The organism is Saccharospirillum sp., from assembly GCF_040881935.1.
Lineage (GTDB): Bacteria > Pseudomonadota > Gammaproteobacteria > Pseudomonadales > Natronospirillaceae > Saccharospirillum.
In genome coordinates this window covers 73,905-90,738 of sequence record NZ_JBBECH010000061.1, presented here as the reverse complement: position 1 = coordinate 90,738, position 16,834 = coordinate 73,905, and the positions used below count along the sequence as shown (strand labels likewise).

At 55.6% G+C, this 16,834-nt stretch carries 15 protein-coding genes; 9 read left to right on the top strand and 6 right to left on the bottom strand.

The genetic code is table 11. From position 1 onward, the window contains the following. Positions 1 to 211 precede the first annotated feature (211 nt). The 3 genes from crp to pyrF all read left to right on the top strand — a co-directional run bounded on the left by crp (position 212) and on the right by pyrF (position 3,184). Positions 212 to 862 carry a cAMP-activated global transcriptional regulator CRP gene (gene crp / locus WEB54_RS11900; protein WP_368054359.1) on the top strand — a complete coding sequence of 217 codons (651 nt, stop codon included), beginning with the start codon at positions 212 to 214 and terminating at the stop codon, positions 860 to 862. A gap of 188 nt (positions 863 to 1,050) precedes the next feature. Further along, positions 1,051 to 2,322, top strand: a complete 1,272-nt coding sequence (argA, locus tag WEB54_RS11895) for an amino-acid N-acetyltransferase (protein WP_368054361.1) — start codon at positions 1,051 to 1,053, stop codon at positions 2,320 to 2,322. A gap of 52 nt (positions 2,323 to 2,374) precedes the next feature. Next, a complete protein-coding gene (gene pyrF / locus WEB54_RS11890; RefSeq protein WP_368054363.1) occupies positions 2,375 to 3,184 on the top strand; it encodes an orotidine-5'-phosphate decarboxylase in 810 nt (269 codons plus the stop codon). A gap of 142 nt (positions 3,185 to 3,326) precedes the next feature. On the opposite strand, the gene WEB54_RS11885 is transcribed toward pyrF, so the two are convergent. Next, positions 3,327 to 4,769: an aminotransferase class V-fold PLP-dependent enzyme gene (locus tag WEB54_RS11885; RefSeq protein ID WP_368054365.1), complete on the bottom strand. Its 1,443-nt coding sequence runs from the start codon at positions 4,767 to 4,769 to the stop codon at positions 3,327 to 3,329. Positions 4,770 to 4,897: 128 nt separating this feature from the next. Here WEB54_RS11885 and WEB54_RS11880 point away from each other — a divergent pair, with 128 nt between their 5' ends. Beyond that, positions 4,898 to 5,350, top strand: coding sequence for an Lrp/AsnC family transcriptional regulator (locus WEB54_RS11880; RefSeq protein ID WP_368055863.1), 453 nt, complete (start codon positions 4,898 to 4,900; stop codon positions 5,348 to 5,350). Between the two features lie 240 nt (positions 5,351 to 5,590). Here WEB54_RS11880 and WEB54_RS11875 read toward each other — a convergent pair whose 3' ends face one another. The 3 genes from WEB54_RS11875 to WEB54_RS11865 form a co-directional block, all read right to left on the bottom strand. Then, the gene (locus WEB54_RS11875; protein WP_368055862.1) at positions 5,591 to 6,175 is read right to left on the bottom strand and encodes a hypothetical protein; all 585 of its coding nucleotides are present in this window, start codon (positions 6,173 to 6,175) and stop codon (positions 5,591 to 5,593) included. A gap of 274 nt (positions 6,176 to 6,449) precedes the next feature. Then, complete coding sequence (gene tdh, locus WEB54_RS11870; protein WP_368055860.1) at positions 6,450 to 7,475, bottom strand: L-threonine 3-dehydrogenase; 1,026 nt, start codon at positions 7,473 to 7,475, stop codon at positions 6,450 to 6,452. A 12-nt stretch (positions 7,476 to 7,487) separates the two neighbouring features. Continuing rightward, a complete protein-coding gene (locus tag WEB54_RS11865) occupies positions 7,488 to 8,672 on the bottom strand; it encodes a glycine C-acetyltransferase (protein WP_368055858.1) in 1,185 nt (394 codons plus the stop codon). A gap of 599 nt (positions 8,673 to 9,271) precedes the next feature. On the opposite strand from WEB54_RS11865, the gene WEB54_RS11860 reads away from it, so the two are divergent. Continuing rightward, a complete protein-coding gene (locus WEB54_RS11860) occupies positions 9,272 to 9,457 on the top strand; it encodes a hypothetical protein (protein ID WP_127556438.1) in 186 nt (61 codons plus the stop codon). Positions 9,458 to 9,516: 59 nt separating this feature from the next. Here the strand turns inward: WEB54_RS11860 and WEB54_RS11855 are convergent, their stop codons facing one another. Continuing rightward, positions 9,517 to 9,825 carry a hypothetical protein gene (locus tag WEB54_RS11855; RefSeq protein ID WP_368055857.1) on the bottom strand — a complete coding sequence of 103 codons (309 nt, stop codon included), beginning with the start codon at positions 9,823 to 9,825 and terminating at the stop codon, positions 9,517 to 9,519. 241 nt (positions 9,826 to 10,066) lie between these two features. On the opposite strand from WEB54_RS11855, the gene WEB54_RS11850 reads away from it, so the two are divergent. Both WEB54_RS11850 and WEB54_RS11845 read left to right on the top strand, forming a co-directional pair. Beyond that, on the top strand, positions 10,067 to 10,615 hold the full coding sequence (locus WEB54_RS11850) for a TRAP transporter small permease subunit (protein ID WP_368055856.1): 549 nt from the start codon (positions 10,067 to 10,069) through the stop codon (positions 10,613 to 10,615). Further along, positions 10,615 to 12,006, top strand: coding sequence for a TRAP transporter large permease subunit (locus tag WEB54_RS11845; RefSeq protein ID WP_368055854.1), 1,392 nt, complete (start codon positions 10,615 to 10,617; stop codon positions 12,004 to 12,006). The genes WEB54_RS11850 and WEB54_RS11845 overlap by 1 nt, the downstream gene beginning before the upstream one ends. A 98-nt stretch (positions 12,007 to 12,104) precedes the next feature. On the opposite strand, the gene WEB54_RS11840 is transcribed toward WEB54_RS11845, so the two are convergent. Continuing rightward, positions 12,105 to 13,202, bottom strand: coding sequence for a TRAP transporter substrate-binding protein (locus WEB54_RS11840; protein ID WP_368055853.1), 1,098 nt, complete (start codon positions 13,200 to 13,202; stop codon positions 12,105 to 12,107). A gap of 607 nt (positions 13,203 to 13,809) precedes the next feature. Between WEB54_RS11840 and WEB54_RS11835 the strand changes: the two genes are divergently transcribed. Both WEB54_RS11835 and pntB read left to right on the top strand, forming a co-directional pair. Next, complete coding sequence (locus tag WEB54_RS11835; RefSeq protein ID WP_368055851.1) at positions 13,810 to 15,402, top strand: Re/Si-specific NAD(P)(+) transhydrogenase subunit alpha; 1,593 nt, start codon at positions 13,810 to 13,812, stop codon at positions 15,400 to 15,402. Then, positions 15,399 to 16,784, top strand: coding sequence for a Re/Si-specific NAD(P)(+) transhydrogenase subunit beta (gene pntB / locus WEB54_RS11830; RefSeq protein ID WP_368055849.1), 1,386 nt, complete (start codon positions 15,399 to 15,401; stop codon positions 16,782 to 16,784). Before WEB54_RS11835 ends, pntB begins: the two co-directional genes overlap by 4 nt. Positions 16,785 to 16,834 lie beyond the last annotated feature (50 nt).

Below are 16,834 nucleotides of genomic sequence, written 5' to 3'. Positions count from 1 at the left end.
CGCACTGCGCACAGACATTCTGTGCCCGAATTCACGTAATTCGGTCTATACTCGCAGACGGGTTACCCTTTAACCTGACACAGGCTGGAGGGGCCGGTCTTTTGTTGCGTTCGTCGCACTGACTTATTAGACCGAACATACAACATGGAGCCCCGGGGCTGATCAGGCAATGACCCCCGGGCCGTAGACGCTACCCTGGAAAGCAGAGATCATGGTTAATCAGTCACTCGAACATACGCATCTCGACTACTTCCTGTCGCAATGCCATCGCCGTCGCTACCCGTCAAAAACCACCCTCATCTATGCCGGAGACAAGAGCGACTCCCTGTACTACATCATTAAAGGCACCGTTTCAGTCATCATCGAAGACGATGATGGCCGCGAAATGATCATGGCGTATCTGAACGCCGGTGATTTTTTCGGTGAACTGGGCCTGTTCGACGCCCTGGATTCGCGATCGGCCTGGGTTAAAACCAAAACCGAATGTGAAGTGGCGGAAATCTCCTACACCAAGTTTCGCGAAATCACCCAGAACGATGCGCGCATTCTGTATTTTATCGGTGAACAGATGGCTACTCGTCTGCGCGCTACCACTCGCAAGGTGGGTGACCTTGCTTTTCTGGATGTCACCGGCCGGGTTGCCCGCACCTTGCTCGATCTGTGCAAGCAGCCAGACGCCATGACTCATCCGGAAGGCATGCAGATCAAGATTACTCGCCAGGAAATCGGCCGCATTGTCGGCTGCTCCCGTGAAATGGTGGGCCGGGTGCTGAAAAACCTGGAAGAGCAAGGCTTGGTCAGTGTTAAGGGCAAGACCATGGTGGTGTACGGTTCGCGCGAGTTTTTTCAGCAACCCGCCTGACGCTGGCGACTGGACTGCGGCCCTGCATTACCGTCAGCATTCCGGCCGCCTCGCTGGCACTTTCCGATTCTGCTGTGGTACCTGTCTGAGCAGATAACTGACAGCGGTTTTCCCGGGTGATGTGAACACACAGTGTAGAGCCCGACCGGCCTTATCCGGTATCATGGCGGCAACTGAGGAGACCCGCCTTGACCGACTTCGTTCGTATTTTCCGCAACAGCGCACCCTACATTCATGCCTATCGCGGCAAAACGGCCGTTGTCTGGGTGCGCGGCACCGTGCTCAGCCCATCGTCCGTGCACTCACTGGTCAGCGACTTGGCCCTGTTAAACAGCCTGGGCATGAAACTGCTGCTGCTGTTTGATGCCGAAGACGAAGTCGGCGAACTGCGACTGGACGAACATGCCCAGATCGACAGCGACGCCATGGACGCCATCCTCAATCGCATCGGTCACTGGCGCAGTCGACTGGAAGCACAATTTACTCAGGGCCTCGCCAACTCGCCGATGCACGGCGCCCGGGTCAGGGTCATTGGCGGCAATTTTGTCACCGCACGCCCCACCGGCGTTGTTGACGGCGTTGATTTATTGGCCCAGGGCCGCGTCCGGCGCATTGACCATCTGGCCATTCGCGAACACCTCGATAAGGGCAACATTGTCCTGATGCCGCCGCTGGGCTATTCAGTCACCGGCGAGGTGTTTTACCTGGCGCCGGATCACCTTATGGTGGAAACCGCCCGGCGGATGGACGCCGACAAGATTGTCATCGTGGGCGACAACCCGCACCCGATCACCGGCAACCAGAAAGAGATGGATGCCTTTGAACTGCGTCAGTGCCTCGACGGAAAAACCGGGCTGGTAGCTGGCGAGCGGGAATTGCAAACGGCGCTGGCGGCCAGTGAAGCCGGGATTCCACGCTGCCATGTAATCGATGGTCACCAGGACGGCGCCCTGCTGGCCGAACTCTTTACCCGGGACGGCGTCGGTACGCTGATTGCACGCGACCGCTACGATACCTTTCGCCCGGCCCGGCCCGACGACATCAACGGTATTCTTGCCTTACTGCAACCGCTTGAGGAGCGCGGTATTCTGGTGCGCCGGGATCGCGAAAAGCTGGAAAATGAAATTTCTCATTTTCACGTCAACGAGCGCGATGGCATGATCGTCGGCTGTGCGGCCCTCTACTTGCTCCCCGATACCGACCCTCAGGTGGCAGAGCTGGCGTGCGTGGCCGTGCACCAGGACTACCGCCAGTCGGGACGCGGTGACGCCCTGCTGCGTGCGCTGGAGAAACGCGCGCGTGAGCACAAGGTAGAACGGTTGTTCGTACTCACCACTCAAACCGCGCACTGGTTTGCCGAGCGCGGGTTTGTAGCGGCGCCGGTCGCCGAATTACCGCCCGAACGGCAAAGCCTGTACAACTTTCAACGCAACTCGAAAGTCTATTTCAAATCACTCTGAACCGCCGCAGTGCGACGGTTCGCAAGCACGGAGACCGCAAACGGTGACCTTCATGACTGCCATTGCCCGGCGCTGGAATCAGGGCACCCAGGTTTGCATCGGGCTGGACCCTTTTATTGAACGACTGCCCGCCCAATTTCAGCAGCAATCGGACGGTATTCTGGCCTTTAACCGCGCAATTGTAGACGCAACCGCCGATCTGGCCTGCTGCTACAAGCCACAATTTGCGCACTTCGCAGCAGAACAGGCCGAAGCGCAGCTCAAGGCCAGCATCGCCTATATCAAATCCCGGTACCCGGATATTCCGGTCATTCTGGATTCCAAGCGGGGGGATATCGGATCAACAGCGTCCATGTACGCACGCGAAGCTTTTGAGCATTACGGCGCCGATGCCGTCACGGTTAACCCTTACATGGGCTCCGATACCGTCCTGCCCTTTGCCGAGCATGCCGATAAAGGCGTTATTCTGCTGTGCCGTACCTCGAACCCTTCCGCCGCCGAATTCCAGAATCTGCTGATCGATGGCGAACCGCTATACATCCACGTTGCGCGACGTGCCCAGCAACACTGGAATCATCATGGCAACATCGCCCTGGTGGTTGGCGCCACCGCCCCCGAAGAAATGGCGCGCATCCGCGAGGCCGCCCCGGATCTGCCGTTTCTGGTGCCAGGCATCGGTGCGCAGGGCGGTGACCTGCCCGGTACGGTTCACAACGGACAAACCTCGCCAGGGCGTGGTCTGATGATCAATGCCTCGCGCAGCATTCTCTACGCCAGTCAGGGCGTTGATTTTGCCGAGGCCGCCCGAGCCGAAGCACTCAGCCTGCGCGACCAGATTCAGTCGCTGGCCAATCCTGGTTAGCACTCAAGTTTCGGTGAGTGGCGATGGCCCGCGTCGGCTACCGGTGATGCCTCTGCGGGGTCGGCGTAAATCCTCCCTGGAGCCTAGACCGCAGCATCCATGCTGCGGACTACCCCGCAGAGGCACCACCGGCAGCCAACGCTTACAATGTGCGACCGTCAAAACTTGGATTAGTAGTCCAGCCACCCCAAAGCTGGGCCATATTCAAAGGCGGTTGTGAACTCGCCGCTCTCCAGCCACTCGCCAAAGCCTCCAATGCAATTAATATCCGGTCGAGGTCTTCGGTGGTCATCATCGGATGAAAACTCAACCGAACCCAACCTGGTTTTGCAGCCAGTTCACCCCGATCCAACTGGCCGGTAATGGCCCGGCTTGTCGCGCGGTCGATGTTTAACAAATAGTGCCCGTAGGTGCCCGCGCAGGCGCAACCGCCCCGGGCTTCAATCCCAAATTCATGGCTTAGACGCTGCACTGCCTGCTGGTAATGCACGCCCTCTATCACCAATGAAAACACGCTGAGCCGGTCAGCTTGCTCCCGGGCCAGGCACTGAATGCCGGGTAAACGATCCAGTCCCTGTAAAAAATACTGGTTCAATTCGCGCTCACGCTGTTGAATCGCGTTCACATCAATCTCGTCTTTCAACTGCGCCGCCATCGCCGCCTTAAGACACTGCAAAATGCCCGGTGTACCGCCGGATTCCCGCGTCGCGATATCCTGATAAAACCGGTGCTCGCCCCAGGGGTTCGTCCAAACCACCGTGCCGCCACCCGGCTGTTCCGGTACCCGGTTGTGATACAGCGATTGATTGAACACCAGAACACCACTGGCGCCCGGGCCGCCCAGAAACTTGTGCGGTGAGAAAAACACCGCATCCAGCGGCTCATCATCCGTGGGGTGCATATCGATATCGACATAGGGTGCGGCACAGGCAAAATCGACAAAACAATGACCACCCGCCTGATGCAGTAACCGGGCAATGGCCCGGTATGGGGCTGCAACACCGGTTACGTTACTGGCGGCAGTAACCGAAGCCAGTACCGGCTGATCAGCAGGCACACGGCTTAGCGAGTCAGCAAGCCAGTCCAGATCAACGGTACCGGCTTCAGTTGGCGGAATAATTTGGACCTCAGCCAGTGTTTCCAGCCACAGGGTATGGTTGCTGTGATGCTCCATATGGGTCACATAGACTTGTGGCCGATGCGGCAACGTTGCCAACACCGCCTCCCGGTGGGTCTCATGAACCCAAAGCCCCAGCATCCGCACCAGCTTGGCCAGCGCCCCGGTCATGCCGGTACCGGTGAACAGCACCACATCCTCAGCGGCGGCGTTCACGTGGTGTCGCATAATCTGATGGGCCTGATCCAGCGCTTCGGTCATATAGCGCCCGGTCAAGCTGTCTTCGGTGTGGGTATTGGCCATCATCGGGCCAGCCACGTCAACCAGACGTTCTTCTATAGGTCGATACAAGCGGCCGCTGGCGGTCCAGTCGGCGTAAAGCCGGTTTCCGGGCACTGGCAGGGTATTGGTGCGCAAGATCGACCAGTCAGACAGAGAAGGTTGCGGGCTAGTGGATTGCGTCGTCATCTGAAACTCCGGTCATTCATCATCCAGACAGTGTGACGCGTCAAGAGTCTCAATTAGTTGCTTTATTTGCGATATACCGGCTATTTTAAGCAAAATATTCTTATTATTTTGCTTTATGGAGGCATATTTTGCCAGACACTGTCGATCGAGCCATTCTCAACCTGTTGCAACACGACGCAACCCTGTCGGTACAAGCCATTGCAGAAAAGGTTAACCTGACCACCAGCCCCTGCTGGCGCCGTATTCAAGCACTTGAAGATCAGGGGTATATTCGCCGCCGGGTGGCCTTGCTCAACCGGCAGCCACTGGCGCTGGGCGTGGATGTGTTTGTCTTTATTCGCACCCATGAGCACAACGATGCCTGGCTAACGGATTTCACCGACGCGGTGCAAGCCATGCCGGAGGTGATGGAAGCCTATCGGATGAGCGGAGACGTCGACTATTTGCTCAGAGTGGTAGTCGGGGATATTGCTGCCTATGACCGCTTCTACAAGCGACTGGTTAGCCGGGTAAAGCTCGCCGATGTCAGTAGCAGTTTTGCCATGGAACAACTGAAATACACCACCGCCTTACCGTTATAACTCAAGTTTTGGAGTTCGCCAGAGAAACGAGCGGCGGGTGCCGGGTGAGCCCCTGTGGGGGAGTCCGCAGCAAGGATGCTGCGGTCTAGGCTCCATGGATGGATCTACGCCGACCCCACAGGGGCACACCCGGTAGCCGGTGCGGACCAATACCTCCCAGCCGACCCGAACTCTGAAACTTGAGTTATAACACCACCTTTCACAGGTGACGGGCAAAACGGCCGGTTTAAAATCGGTCGACTATTTGGTGTGACCCTTGGTAAGCGCCAGAAAACCACCCAGTGAGATCAGTAACAGCGATGCCCCGCCCAGAATGGCAACCGGATAAAAAAGATTTCCGGCCAGATCAAGCTGACTGTATTTAATAATCATGATCAGTGATTCAAGCACCAGGGCAATACACACCGTACCCAAAAAACGGGTGATGGTTCGGCGAATATTAGTAAAGACGTTTTCTTCCTGATCAGCATCGGTGTACTCCTTATTGATTCCGGCGCCCAGTTCAAACATGGCCAGACCGATGATCAGGGAATTAACGACATTGACCGTGATCGACATAAAGCTTCGTTCACCGGCCATCAGCTCGGTAAAAAACTGGAGCATCCCACTGACTACCAACAGGGCGGACAACCCATAAAACAACACGGTAAACACACGGACCATCAGTTGTTTGCCAAGGTAACTCAGGGCTTTGAAACCCAAGGGATGTAACGGAAGCGGCGGCTCTGAATGATTCCTGGCGTCGCCTTCGAAAGGTTCCTGTGGGGTGTTCAAAGCGCGAATTTCGTCCGGCGTAAGATTGGCATTTAACGTTTGGCTGGTCATATGGATATTTCCTGGTTGCCAAAGCAGATGATTAAACGCGATGTTAGAGCAAGCAGGCGGCCAGACAAGCAGCGTCAGGTAAAGCTGTGTACTAATCATGCAAAGCGTGAACAACCGCAACCCTCAAGCGTGACAGGTATCACAATACCGGCTGATTTAGAGGTCCCGAAACAAACTCAGGGGAATGGCCAGCGGGTAGACGGCGATATCGCCAACACTTCGATCGGTTGGCTGTCTGGCAGGGGTGTCGGGGTGATCATGCGAAAGGCGGTGTTCATACCCAGTCCAGGATCACCTTGCCGGACTGGCCACCGCTCATAATGTCAAAACCTTCCTGAAAGTCGGCTACCGGCAGGGTGTGGGTAATCATCGGTTTAAGATCCAGCCCAGACTGGATCAGCCCGGCCATCTTGTACCAGGTTTCAAACATCTCCCGGCCGTATATACCTTTCAACTCCAGCCCCTTAAAGATCACCTGACTCCAGTCGATGGCCATTTCCTCTCCGGGAATGCCGAGCAGTGCCACCTTGCCGCCATGATTCATCGACGCCAGCATGGACCGAAAGGCACTGGGTACACCAGACATTTCCAGACCAACATCAAAGCCTTCGGTCATGCCCAGACTGTGCATAACATCAACAAGATTCTCTTTAGCCACATTGACCGTGCGCGTCGCGCCCATGCGCCTAGCCAATTCCAGACGGAAATCGTTGATATCCGTAATCACCACATTCCGGGCACCAACATGACGGGCAACCGCCGCCGCCATCATCCCGATTGGCCCAGCCCCGGTGATCAGCACATCTTCGGCCACCAGATTGAAACTCAGCGCAGTGTGCACTGCATTGCCAAACGGATCGAAAATGGCAGCCAGTTCATCGCTGACGTCATCGGGCAACTTAAACGCATTGAAGGCGGGGATCACCAAATATTCCGCAAAGGCACCGGCACGATTAACCCCAACACCGGATGTATTACGACACAGATGGCGGCGCCCGGCCCGGCAATTACGGCAATAGCCGCAGGTAATATGACCTTCACCACTGACCCGGTCACCGATGACAAAGCCCGTAACCTCCTCGCCCATTCCCACTATTTCACCAACATATTCATGCCCGGTCACCAGACCCAGCGGCACGGTGTTCTGCGACCATTGATCCCAGTTGTAGATATGCACATCGGTCCCGCATATTGCTGTTTTGCGAATACGGATCAACAGATCGTTATGGCCGACTTCAGGTTCAGCCACCTCGGTCATCCAAATGCCCGGTTCGGGATGCAGTTTGGCAAGGGCTTTCATGTGGGGATCTCCTTAAATAAGCGCCAGTTCCCGACCGACTTCAGTGAAGGCCGCAATGGCGGCATCCAATTGTTCCCGGGTATGCCCGGCACTCATCTGGGTGCGAATGCGTGCCTCACCCTGTGGCACAACAGGGTAACTGAAACCGACCACATAAACACCGCGCTGCAGCAGTTTGTCCGCCATTGTACTGGCAACAGACGCGTCGCCCACCATCACCGGAATAATAGGATGATGCGCACCGGCCAGCGTGAACCCTGCGGCTTCCATCTGTTCCCGGAAATAGCGGGTGTTATCCCAGAGTTGCTGACGCAACTCATCTCTCTGTTCGATTATATCCAGGACTTTAAGGCTGGCAGCCGCAATGCTGGGTGACAGCGAGTTGGAAAACAAATAAGGGCGTGAACGCTGTCGTAACCAGTCGACAATGGGCTTGGCAGCCGCGGTATACCCGCCACTGGCACCCCCCAGGGCCTTACCGAGAGTCCCGGTCAGTATATCAACGCGGTCCATCACACCGTTGAATTCCGGTGTACCTCGCCCGTGCTCACCCATAAAACCTACCGCATGACTGTCATCAACCATAACCAGCGCATCATAACGCTCAGCCAGATCGCATATACCGGTGAGGTTGGCGATGACACCGTCCATCGAGAATACGCCATCGGTCACAATAAGGCGGTATCGGGCCGACTGGCTCTGCTGCAGGCAGTGCTCAAGCTCAGCCAGGTTGTTGTTGCTGTAACGCAGCCGCCGCGCCTTACATAGCCGCACACCATCAATGATAGAGGCGTGGTTCAGCGCATCAGAAATAATGGCATCCTGATCGTTCAGCAAGGTTTCAAACAGTCCGGTATTGGCGTCAAAACAACTGGAATACAGTATGGTGTCTTCCATGCCGAGAAAGTCGCTCAGGCGCTGTTCCAGAGCCTTGTGAACACTCTGGGTACCGCAGATGAAGCGAACTGAAGCCACTCCGAAGCCAAAATCATCGAGCCCTTGCTTGGCAGCAGCCACCAGTTCGGGGGAGTCGGCCAGACCCAGATAATTATTAGCGCAGAGATTCAACACAGACCCGCCGTCAGTTGCAACCAATGCACCCTGGGGTGACTGAATAATGCGCTCGGCCTTATAGAGCCCCTGTGTTTTCAGGTTGGCCAACGCATCGGGTAATTGTTGGATGAGAGATTTGGACATGGTGAAACTCCGGTAACGGTCTGATCAGGCGCGCCAGTTGTTTGGTCACCTCCCCCCAATTAACTCAGCGAGCCAACCCAAGGGTGCGCGCCAGCCATGCTGGTACATTCTGCAAAAAAGAATATATCAGGGTCTCAGACCCGCCCGGGAAAGGCGACCCGCCGCCCATTAATAGAACACTCCGTTCCTGATAACGCATGTAAGCCTGCCGCTACAGCCCGCACAGCAGAGCACTGATGGATGTGGTTCCGTAAAAAAACCTTAACAATCTAATCTATCACCGTTCGATTGAGTCTAATGGTTTGAATTTCGTCACAAAAATCGCTTCAATAGCCACCGCTCTATGCCGTATGCAACCAAGCGTCGTCAGAACAATCTGACTGAACCAAGACAGCGTAGAATTAATACGGCAAGAAACCCTGTAGATCAGTGACAAATCAGCGCATGCAGTAGCAATTGTCATGCGGGTCAACTAGCATTGAGTGTGTGAGTGACGTAAAGATCGCGTGACGTCCTACCCATTTCAACCCGTCATGAAACTCACCACAGGAATCTGTGACCGGCTGGCACTGCGGTCATCGTAGGACAACGAGGGAACTATGGATCAAAAGCTGGAAGAGCTTGAGCAGGCCATTGTTGAGGCCGAAGAAGCAAAGCGCCAGTTCGTTAGAGAAAACCCTAATGGCACTGGCAGCAAAGACGATCGAATGCGCTTGTACAACGATGTCGAACGCGCACGCAAAGCATTGCGTGATTACAAACGCATGAACCCCCATTTGCTGTAACACGAACGTTGTAACAAGTTAAACCAAGCCCCTCCGGGGCGCTGTGCCTGCCCACCGTGTTACTGCACGGCGGGTAGGCGGACACACATAAGCGCCGCCACAAAGGCCAACCCGCTTAATACCAGAATGACCGCCAACGGTGACCACAGATCACCCAGGACGCCGGTCAACCCGCCAAACAGCATGACAATACCGATAACCGTATTACTGACCGCAACATAACTTGCCCGGTTTGATTCTGTCGCCATATCGACCAGATAGGCTTTGCGACCCAGTCGAACCCCGCCATGACAAACCATAATCAGCCCATACGCCAGGCACAGACCAACCAGACTGGCCAAACCGGTATGGCTGACCCATGCAAGCAAACCGGCAACGGCTGACTATAGCCAGCTACCGCGCCGCAAGCATTGGCGTCGACTGGCCTGGCATGGTTTAATACGCCCCTGTATTAAGGCTGTTCTGCACTGAGACACGTCAGTCAGTATGCCCGTCAACGCCAACGCTCGCTATAAACGGCACTAAAACAACAATACTACACTACACATTGCAGCCAATGATCAAGACTATCCCACGTGTTTGCCTTATCCCGTTAAAAAAGGATCACTCATGAAAAGCCTCGCGTTCATGGTCAGGCTTTGTTGCCTGTTGAACCGATTCCTGGGTCAGGTGTTTTCCTGGCTGACGCTCGGAATTGTATTGGTTTGTTTTACCGTCGTTGTCATGCGCTATGTATTTTCGACCGGCTCGGTTCTGATGCAAGACCTGTATGTCTGGATGAATGGCGTTATGTTCATGGGCATAGCCGGCTACACCCTGCTTCGGGAAAGCCATGTACGGGTCGACGTCTTTTATCGAACCGCACCCGTCAAGCGCAAGGCCGCTGTCGATTTGTTCGGGTGCCTGGTTTTTCTGTTTCCGTTCATCATCACCATCAGCCTGTATGCCCTCCCCTACGTCGCCCGCTCCTGGCAGTTCATGGAAGGTTCATCCAATTACGGGGGCATGCCCGGATTGTATGTGGTTAAAACCTTTATCATCGTTTTTGCCGTTGTCGTCGGTATTCAGGCGCTGGCAATGATCGGGCGCAGCATTCTGGTACTGTCTGACCGCGAGGAACTGGTGCCTGAAGATTATCGTTATGGGGAGAACGCCTGATGGAAGTCACCTTGTTGGGGGAAATCCTCGCGCTGGTTATGTTTTTTGCTGTTATTGGCGCATTGATGCTGGGCTTCCCCGTGGCATTTTCGCTGGCCGGTACCTCACTGATCTTTGCCACCATCGCCCACTTTTTGGGTGCGCTTGACCTGTCCAACTTGTCCAGTGTGGCACCGCGTTATATGGGCATCATGCTGAACGAGGTGCTGGTGGCCGTGCCGCTGTTTATTTTTATGGGGATGATGCTGGAACGCTCCGGCATTGCCGAGAAGCTGCTGATTACCATGGGGCGACTGTTTGGCGACCTGCGCGGTGGTCTCGGCTTATCCGTCATTTTGGTGGGTGCTTTGCTGGCCGCCTCTACCGGCATCATCGGTGCAACCGTAGTCACCATGGGCTTACTGTCATTGCCGGCGATGCTCAAAGCCGGCTACGACCCCAAGCTCGCAACCGGTGTCATTACCGCTTCTGGCACGCTGGGCCAGATCATTCCGCCGTCAACCGTCCTGATTTTTATGGGTGACATGCTCTCGGGCATCAACAGCCAGGTGCAGATGTCTCTGGGTAACTTTGCGCCAACGCCGGTCTCGGTTGGCGATCTGTTTGCAGGTGCGTTCATACCCGGCATGATGCTGATGGGTATCTACATGCTGTACATGATCTACAAAGCTGTCCGGCATCCAGATACTTGCCCGGCGCTGATAATGACAGCTGAAGAAAAGTCTCGCCTGCTTAAAGACGTCTTCACCACCCTGCTGCCACCTCTGGTGCTGATCATCGCCGTGCTCGGGTCTATTCTTGGGGGTATTGCCACACCGACGGAGTCGGCCTCAGTTGGCGCCATCGGCGCCATGCTACTGGCCGCTTTCCAGCGCAAACTGACGTACACCAACCTGCGCCAGGTGATGTACGCGACCGCCAATACCACCACCATGATCTTCATCATTCTGATCGGCGCGACGGTGTTTTCTCTGGTTTTCCGAATGATGGGCGGCGAAGAACTGGTCAGCGATTTCCTTAACAGCCTGCCGGGTGGCCAGTTAGGCGCCATTCTGTTTGTTATGCTGCTGATGTTCCTGCTCGGCTTTATTCTGGATACGTTCGAAATCATCTTCCTGGTATTACCCATTACCGCACCCATTTTGCTGATGATGGGTGTGGAACCGGTCTGGCTGGGTGTCATTGTTGCCGTTAACCTGCAAACCAGCTTTCTGACGCCGCCCTTTGGGTTCGCTTTGTTTTACTTGCGAGGTGTGGCACCCGATTCGGTTTCAACCATGACCATCTACAAAGGCGCCATTCCCTTCGTGGTCTTGCAGCTTATCGTCATCGTTCTACTGGTGGCCTTCCCGCAGCTGGTTACCTGGCTACCATCGCAAATATACAACTAACCGTTTATTGAAAAAGGCTTCCTGCCTTTTGGTAGCGATCGCTAAACCAATAAAAAACCCGGCATTAAACCGGGTTTTTTATTGAACAGTACTTCAGATTACATCTGGAAATACTTCTGACGGGCGGTCAGGAAAGCACCATCAACCTGCTCTGTACGGGTACGCAGCAGGGCCAGTGCCTCAAAGTAACTTTCCGTGGTTTTACGTACCAGCGCATCATCGCTGTCACGCAATTCACCCAACACTTCCTTGGCGGCTTCGGCACCGGCTTGCAGCACTTCTTCCGGGAAGTTTTTAACCTGAACACCGTGCTGCTCAACCAGCGTACGCAGTGCGATCGGGTCGTTGGCGTAGAAATCTGACGCCACCTGGTCGTACTCGGCCTGACAGGCAAACTCGACAATTTGCTGCAGATCACGCGGCAGTGCCTCGAATTTCGACTTGCTAACCACCGCTTCCGTCGCCAGACCCGGCTCAATAAAGCTCGGCATGTAGTAATTCTTGGCGATTTGGTAGAAGCCCAGTGCCAGGTCGTTGTATGGGCCAACGAATTCAGCCGCGTCCAGGGCACCGGATTGCAGTGCCTGATAGATTTCACCACCAGCCAGGTTTACAACACTGGCGCCGAGTTTTTCCCACACCTGACCGCCGAGACCCGGGGTCCGGAATTTCAGACCCTGAATATCATCGAGGCTGTTGATTTCTTCGCGGAACCAGCCGCCAGCCTGAGTGCCGGTGTCGCCGGACAGAAAGCCTTTAACCCCGAACTGAGCGTAAATTTCGTCCCAGATTTCCTGGCCGCCCATGTACCGTACCCAGGCAGCCAGTTCACGGGAGGTCATGCCATAAGGCACACCCGTAAAGAAAGAGGTAGCCCGGCTTTTGTTCTGCCAGTAATAAGCCGCCCCATGGCTCATCTCAGCGGAACCTTCGATAACCGCATCGAATGCACCCAAAGGTGGCACCAGCTCACCGGCGGCATAGACCTGTACGGTCAAACGGCCGTTGGACATGGCAGTGATGCGATCGGCCAGGCGTTGTGCGCCTACGCCAAGACCCGGGAAGTTTTTCGGCCAGGTGGTGACCATGCGCCAGGTGATACGGTCTTCAGCCAGGGCCGGAGTACCAATGGTGGTCGCAGCCGCCACGCTACCGGCGCCGATCAAACCTTTTTTTATGACGTCACGTCTTTTCATGTTCAACTCTCCATCATGGGGTCAGGGAGGTACTCAACACGGGTCTGCTGGCTGCGATCATACCGGAGTGTGAATGCGAGCCAGAGAGACCGGGTCACCGACCTCAATGTTCCAGTTTATTATTGTGGTTAATCTGGGAAACCCGCCACAGCGATCTACCCTGTAGGGTAACGCCCTCGACCTGATTTTCCCGCATCGGAGTGAGCTTGCGAGCCGATTATAATGTTAATGGCCTGCGACGACTCCAGAACGCCGGACTTTAGAATACCTCGCAGACTGGTATATCTCAATTTAGTTTAGCCCTGCTTAGGCCTTATTTGCCTGGGAAGCCTATAGTCCTTTAGTGGTAGGTACCCGTCGCATCAAATCAGAGTTCGAAACAGCCTGTGTTTGTGCTTGCACAGCCAGGAATAGCCAGCCAGTATGGGCACATCGGGTTTCGTTGAACCAAAACTGAACACCCGAAAGACCGTCATGGTCCACCAACCAACGATCTGATAGGCGTCAAAAACTATAAAAACAGGCGGACGCCAGACATATTGGCCGTCGTTGGGCATCAGCGCTCAACCGGTCACCGCGCCGCCAGTCTGAATACCGAGGGAAACACATGTCTTTAACACTCGCTGTTCCTGTCGATACCTCACCCGGGGAAACCCGGGTGCCGGTGACACCTGACACAACCCGCAAGCTGATAGACCTTGGCTTCACCGTCATCGTCGAACACGGTGCCGGCAGCAGAGCCCAGTTTGCAGATGCCTTGTATGAACAGGCCGGTGCACAACTGATTGCCAACCCTGCCGACCTCTACCAGCAGGCGGATGTGTTGTTGAAAATCAACAGCCCCCTGGATAATAGAGAAGGCCTGCCTGGTGGTGAACTGGAGGCTCTCGGCAGCTCCGGTACCCATTCCAAAACCTGGATATCGTTCCTGGCACCCGGTCAGAATCAGCATGTGCTCGAACAATTTAATGAGAAGCACGCTACCGCCCTGTCTTTGGATGCAATCCCGCGTATTTCACGTGCACAAAAAATGGACGTGCTGAGCTCCATGGCCAATATCGCTGGTTATCGGGCGGTCATCGAGGCGGCCAACCAGTTTGGCCGTTTCTTTACCGGGCAGATCACAGCCGCTGGCAAAGTCCCCCCGGCCAAGGTGCTGGTTATCGGCGCCGGTGTGGCGGGCCTGGCTGCCATTGGAGCGGCCAAGAGCCTGGGTGCCATCGTACGTGCCTTTGATACCCGCAAGGAAGTCAAAGATCAGGTGGAATCGATGGGCGGTGAATTTCTTACCATCGAACTGGAAGAAGACGGCGCTGGCACTGGTGGCTATGCCAAGGAAATGTCCAAAGCGTTTATCGATGCGGAAATGGCCCTGTTTATGGAACAGGCCAAAGAGGTCGATATCATCATCACCACCGCCCTGATTCCGGGCAAACCCGCCCCCAAGCTGATCACCGAAGCCATGGTCAAAGCCATGCAGCCCGGCAGCGTGGTGGTTGATTTGGCAGCACCCAATGGTGGCAATTGCGAGTGCACGGTTAAAGATGAAATCGTCAAGGCACACGATGTCACCGTGATTGGTTTCACCAACCTGGCCGCCCGGGCCGCAACCCAGGCCAGCCAGCTCCTCGCCAACAACGTCTGGCGTTTGCTTGAGCACCTGTGTCCAAACAAAGATGGCCAACTGGTCATCGACCTCGACGACGAAATAACCCGCAGCTGCACAGTGGTTCATGCTGGCGACATTACTTGGCCACCACCGCCTCCGAAGCTTACGGCCGCACCCAAACCCACCGCTACGCCACCAACAGACAAAGCGGCAGACACCAAAGCGGCGAGCAAAAAGGCCAAACCCATCGCACTCTACTGGCTCATTGCCGGTGCGTTGCTGTTGGGGCTGGGTGCCGTGGCACCGGCCGATTTTGTCAGTCACTTCACCGTTTTTATCCTGGCCATCTTCATTGGCTGGCAGGTTATCTGGAACGTCAGTCACTCCCTGCACACGCCGTTGATGAGTGTTACCAACGCGATTTCCGGCATCATTATTCTGGGCGCCCTGCTGCAGATCAGCGGCAGTGGGTCCTGGTTGGTGAGTGTACTGGCGACCATCAGTGTTCTGGTCGCCAGCATTAACATCGCGGGTGGTTTTTACGTGACCCGGCGAATGCTCAATATGTTCCGCAAAGGAGACCCGTCATGACTGGTTTGTTATCGATGGCCTACTTGCTGGCCGGGGTATTCTTTATCTTATCGCTGGGCGGGTTAAGCTCCCAGGAAACGGCACGGCGCGGCAATAATTACGGCATCATCGGAATGCTGATTGCCATTGTCGCTACTGTAGCTTCAGCGGCGGTAGAAGCCTATTTCGTACTGGCCATTGCGGTCGCAGTTGGTGCTGCGATCGGGCTCTGGCTGGCGTCCCGCGTTGAAATGACGGCCATGCCGCAGCTGGTTGCTATGCTGCACAGCTTTGTTGGTCTGGCTGCGGTGTTGATCGGCTGGGCTGCCTATCTGGACCCGAGATCGCAGTTAACGGGTGCAGAAAAAGTCATTCACAATACCGAGATATACCTTGGTATTTTCATCGGCGCCATCACCCTCACCGGCTCCTGGGCGGCCTACGGCAAATTGCAGGGCATTCTGTCCAGCAAGCCATTGGCGTTGCCCGGGCGTCATGTGATGAACGCCGCCGCGATTCTGGTCTCACTGGTATTTCTGTTCATGTTCGCACCCGACGGCCACGGCCCGGGCGATGCGACGCTGCTATTACTGATGACCCTGATTGCCCTGCTGCTCGGTGCTCACCTGGTCGCGGCCATCGGCGGTGCCGATATGCCGGTGGTGATTTCGATGCTGAACAGCTATTCCGGCTGGGCCGCCGCGGCTACTGGTTTCATGCTGGGTAACGATCTGCTGATTATTACCGGTGCTCTGGTCGGTTCGTCTGGCGCTATTCTTAGCTACATCATGTGCCGGGCGATGAATCGCTCCTTCATCAGTGTGATTCTGGGCGGTTTCGGCACCGATTCCGGCAGCAGCGCCGACGATGAGGAGTACGGTGAAGCACGCAGCTCCTCGGCCGATGAAGTGGCCTCCTGGCTGCGCGAAGCCGACTCTGTGGTGATCGCTCCGGGGTTTGGTATGGCCGTCGCCCACGCCCAGCAAGCCGTCGCCGAGTTAACCGCCACGCTGCGCAAGCAAGGCAAGACGGTGCGCTTTGCGATCCACCCGGTCGCCGGCCGGTTGCCGGGTCATATGAACGTATTGCTGGCTGAAGCCAACGTGCCCTATGACATCGTGCTGGAAATGGATGAAATTAACGACGACCTGCCGAAAACCGATGTTGTACTGGTGATTGGTGCCAATGACATCTGTAACCCGGATGCACAGGAAAAACCAGGCTCGCCAATTGCTGGCATGCCAGTGCTGGAAGTCTGGCACGCCCATCAGGTGGTGATTCTGAAACGTTCAATGGCCACCGGCTATGCTGGTGTGAGCAACCCCTTGTTCTACCGCGACAACAGCAGCATGCTGTTCGGCGATGCCAAAGACAGCGTGCAGGCGCTGATCAACAAACTATAGGAGCCTGTCGGACTTAAGGTGAACCGAAGCAACAACCTGAACCCGGCGCC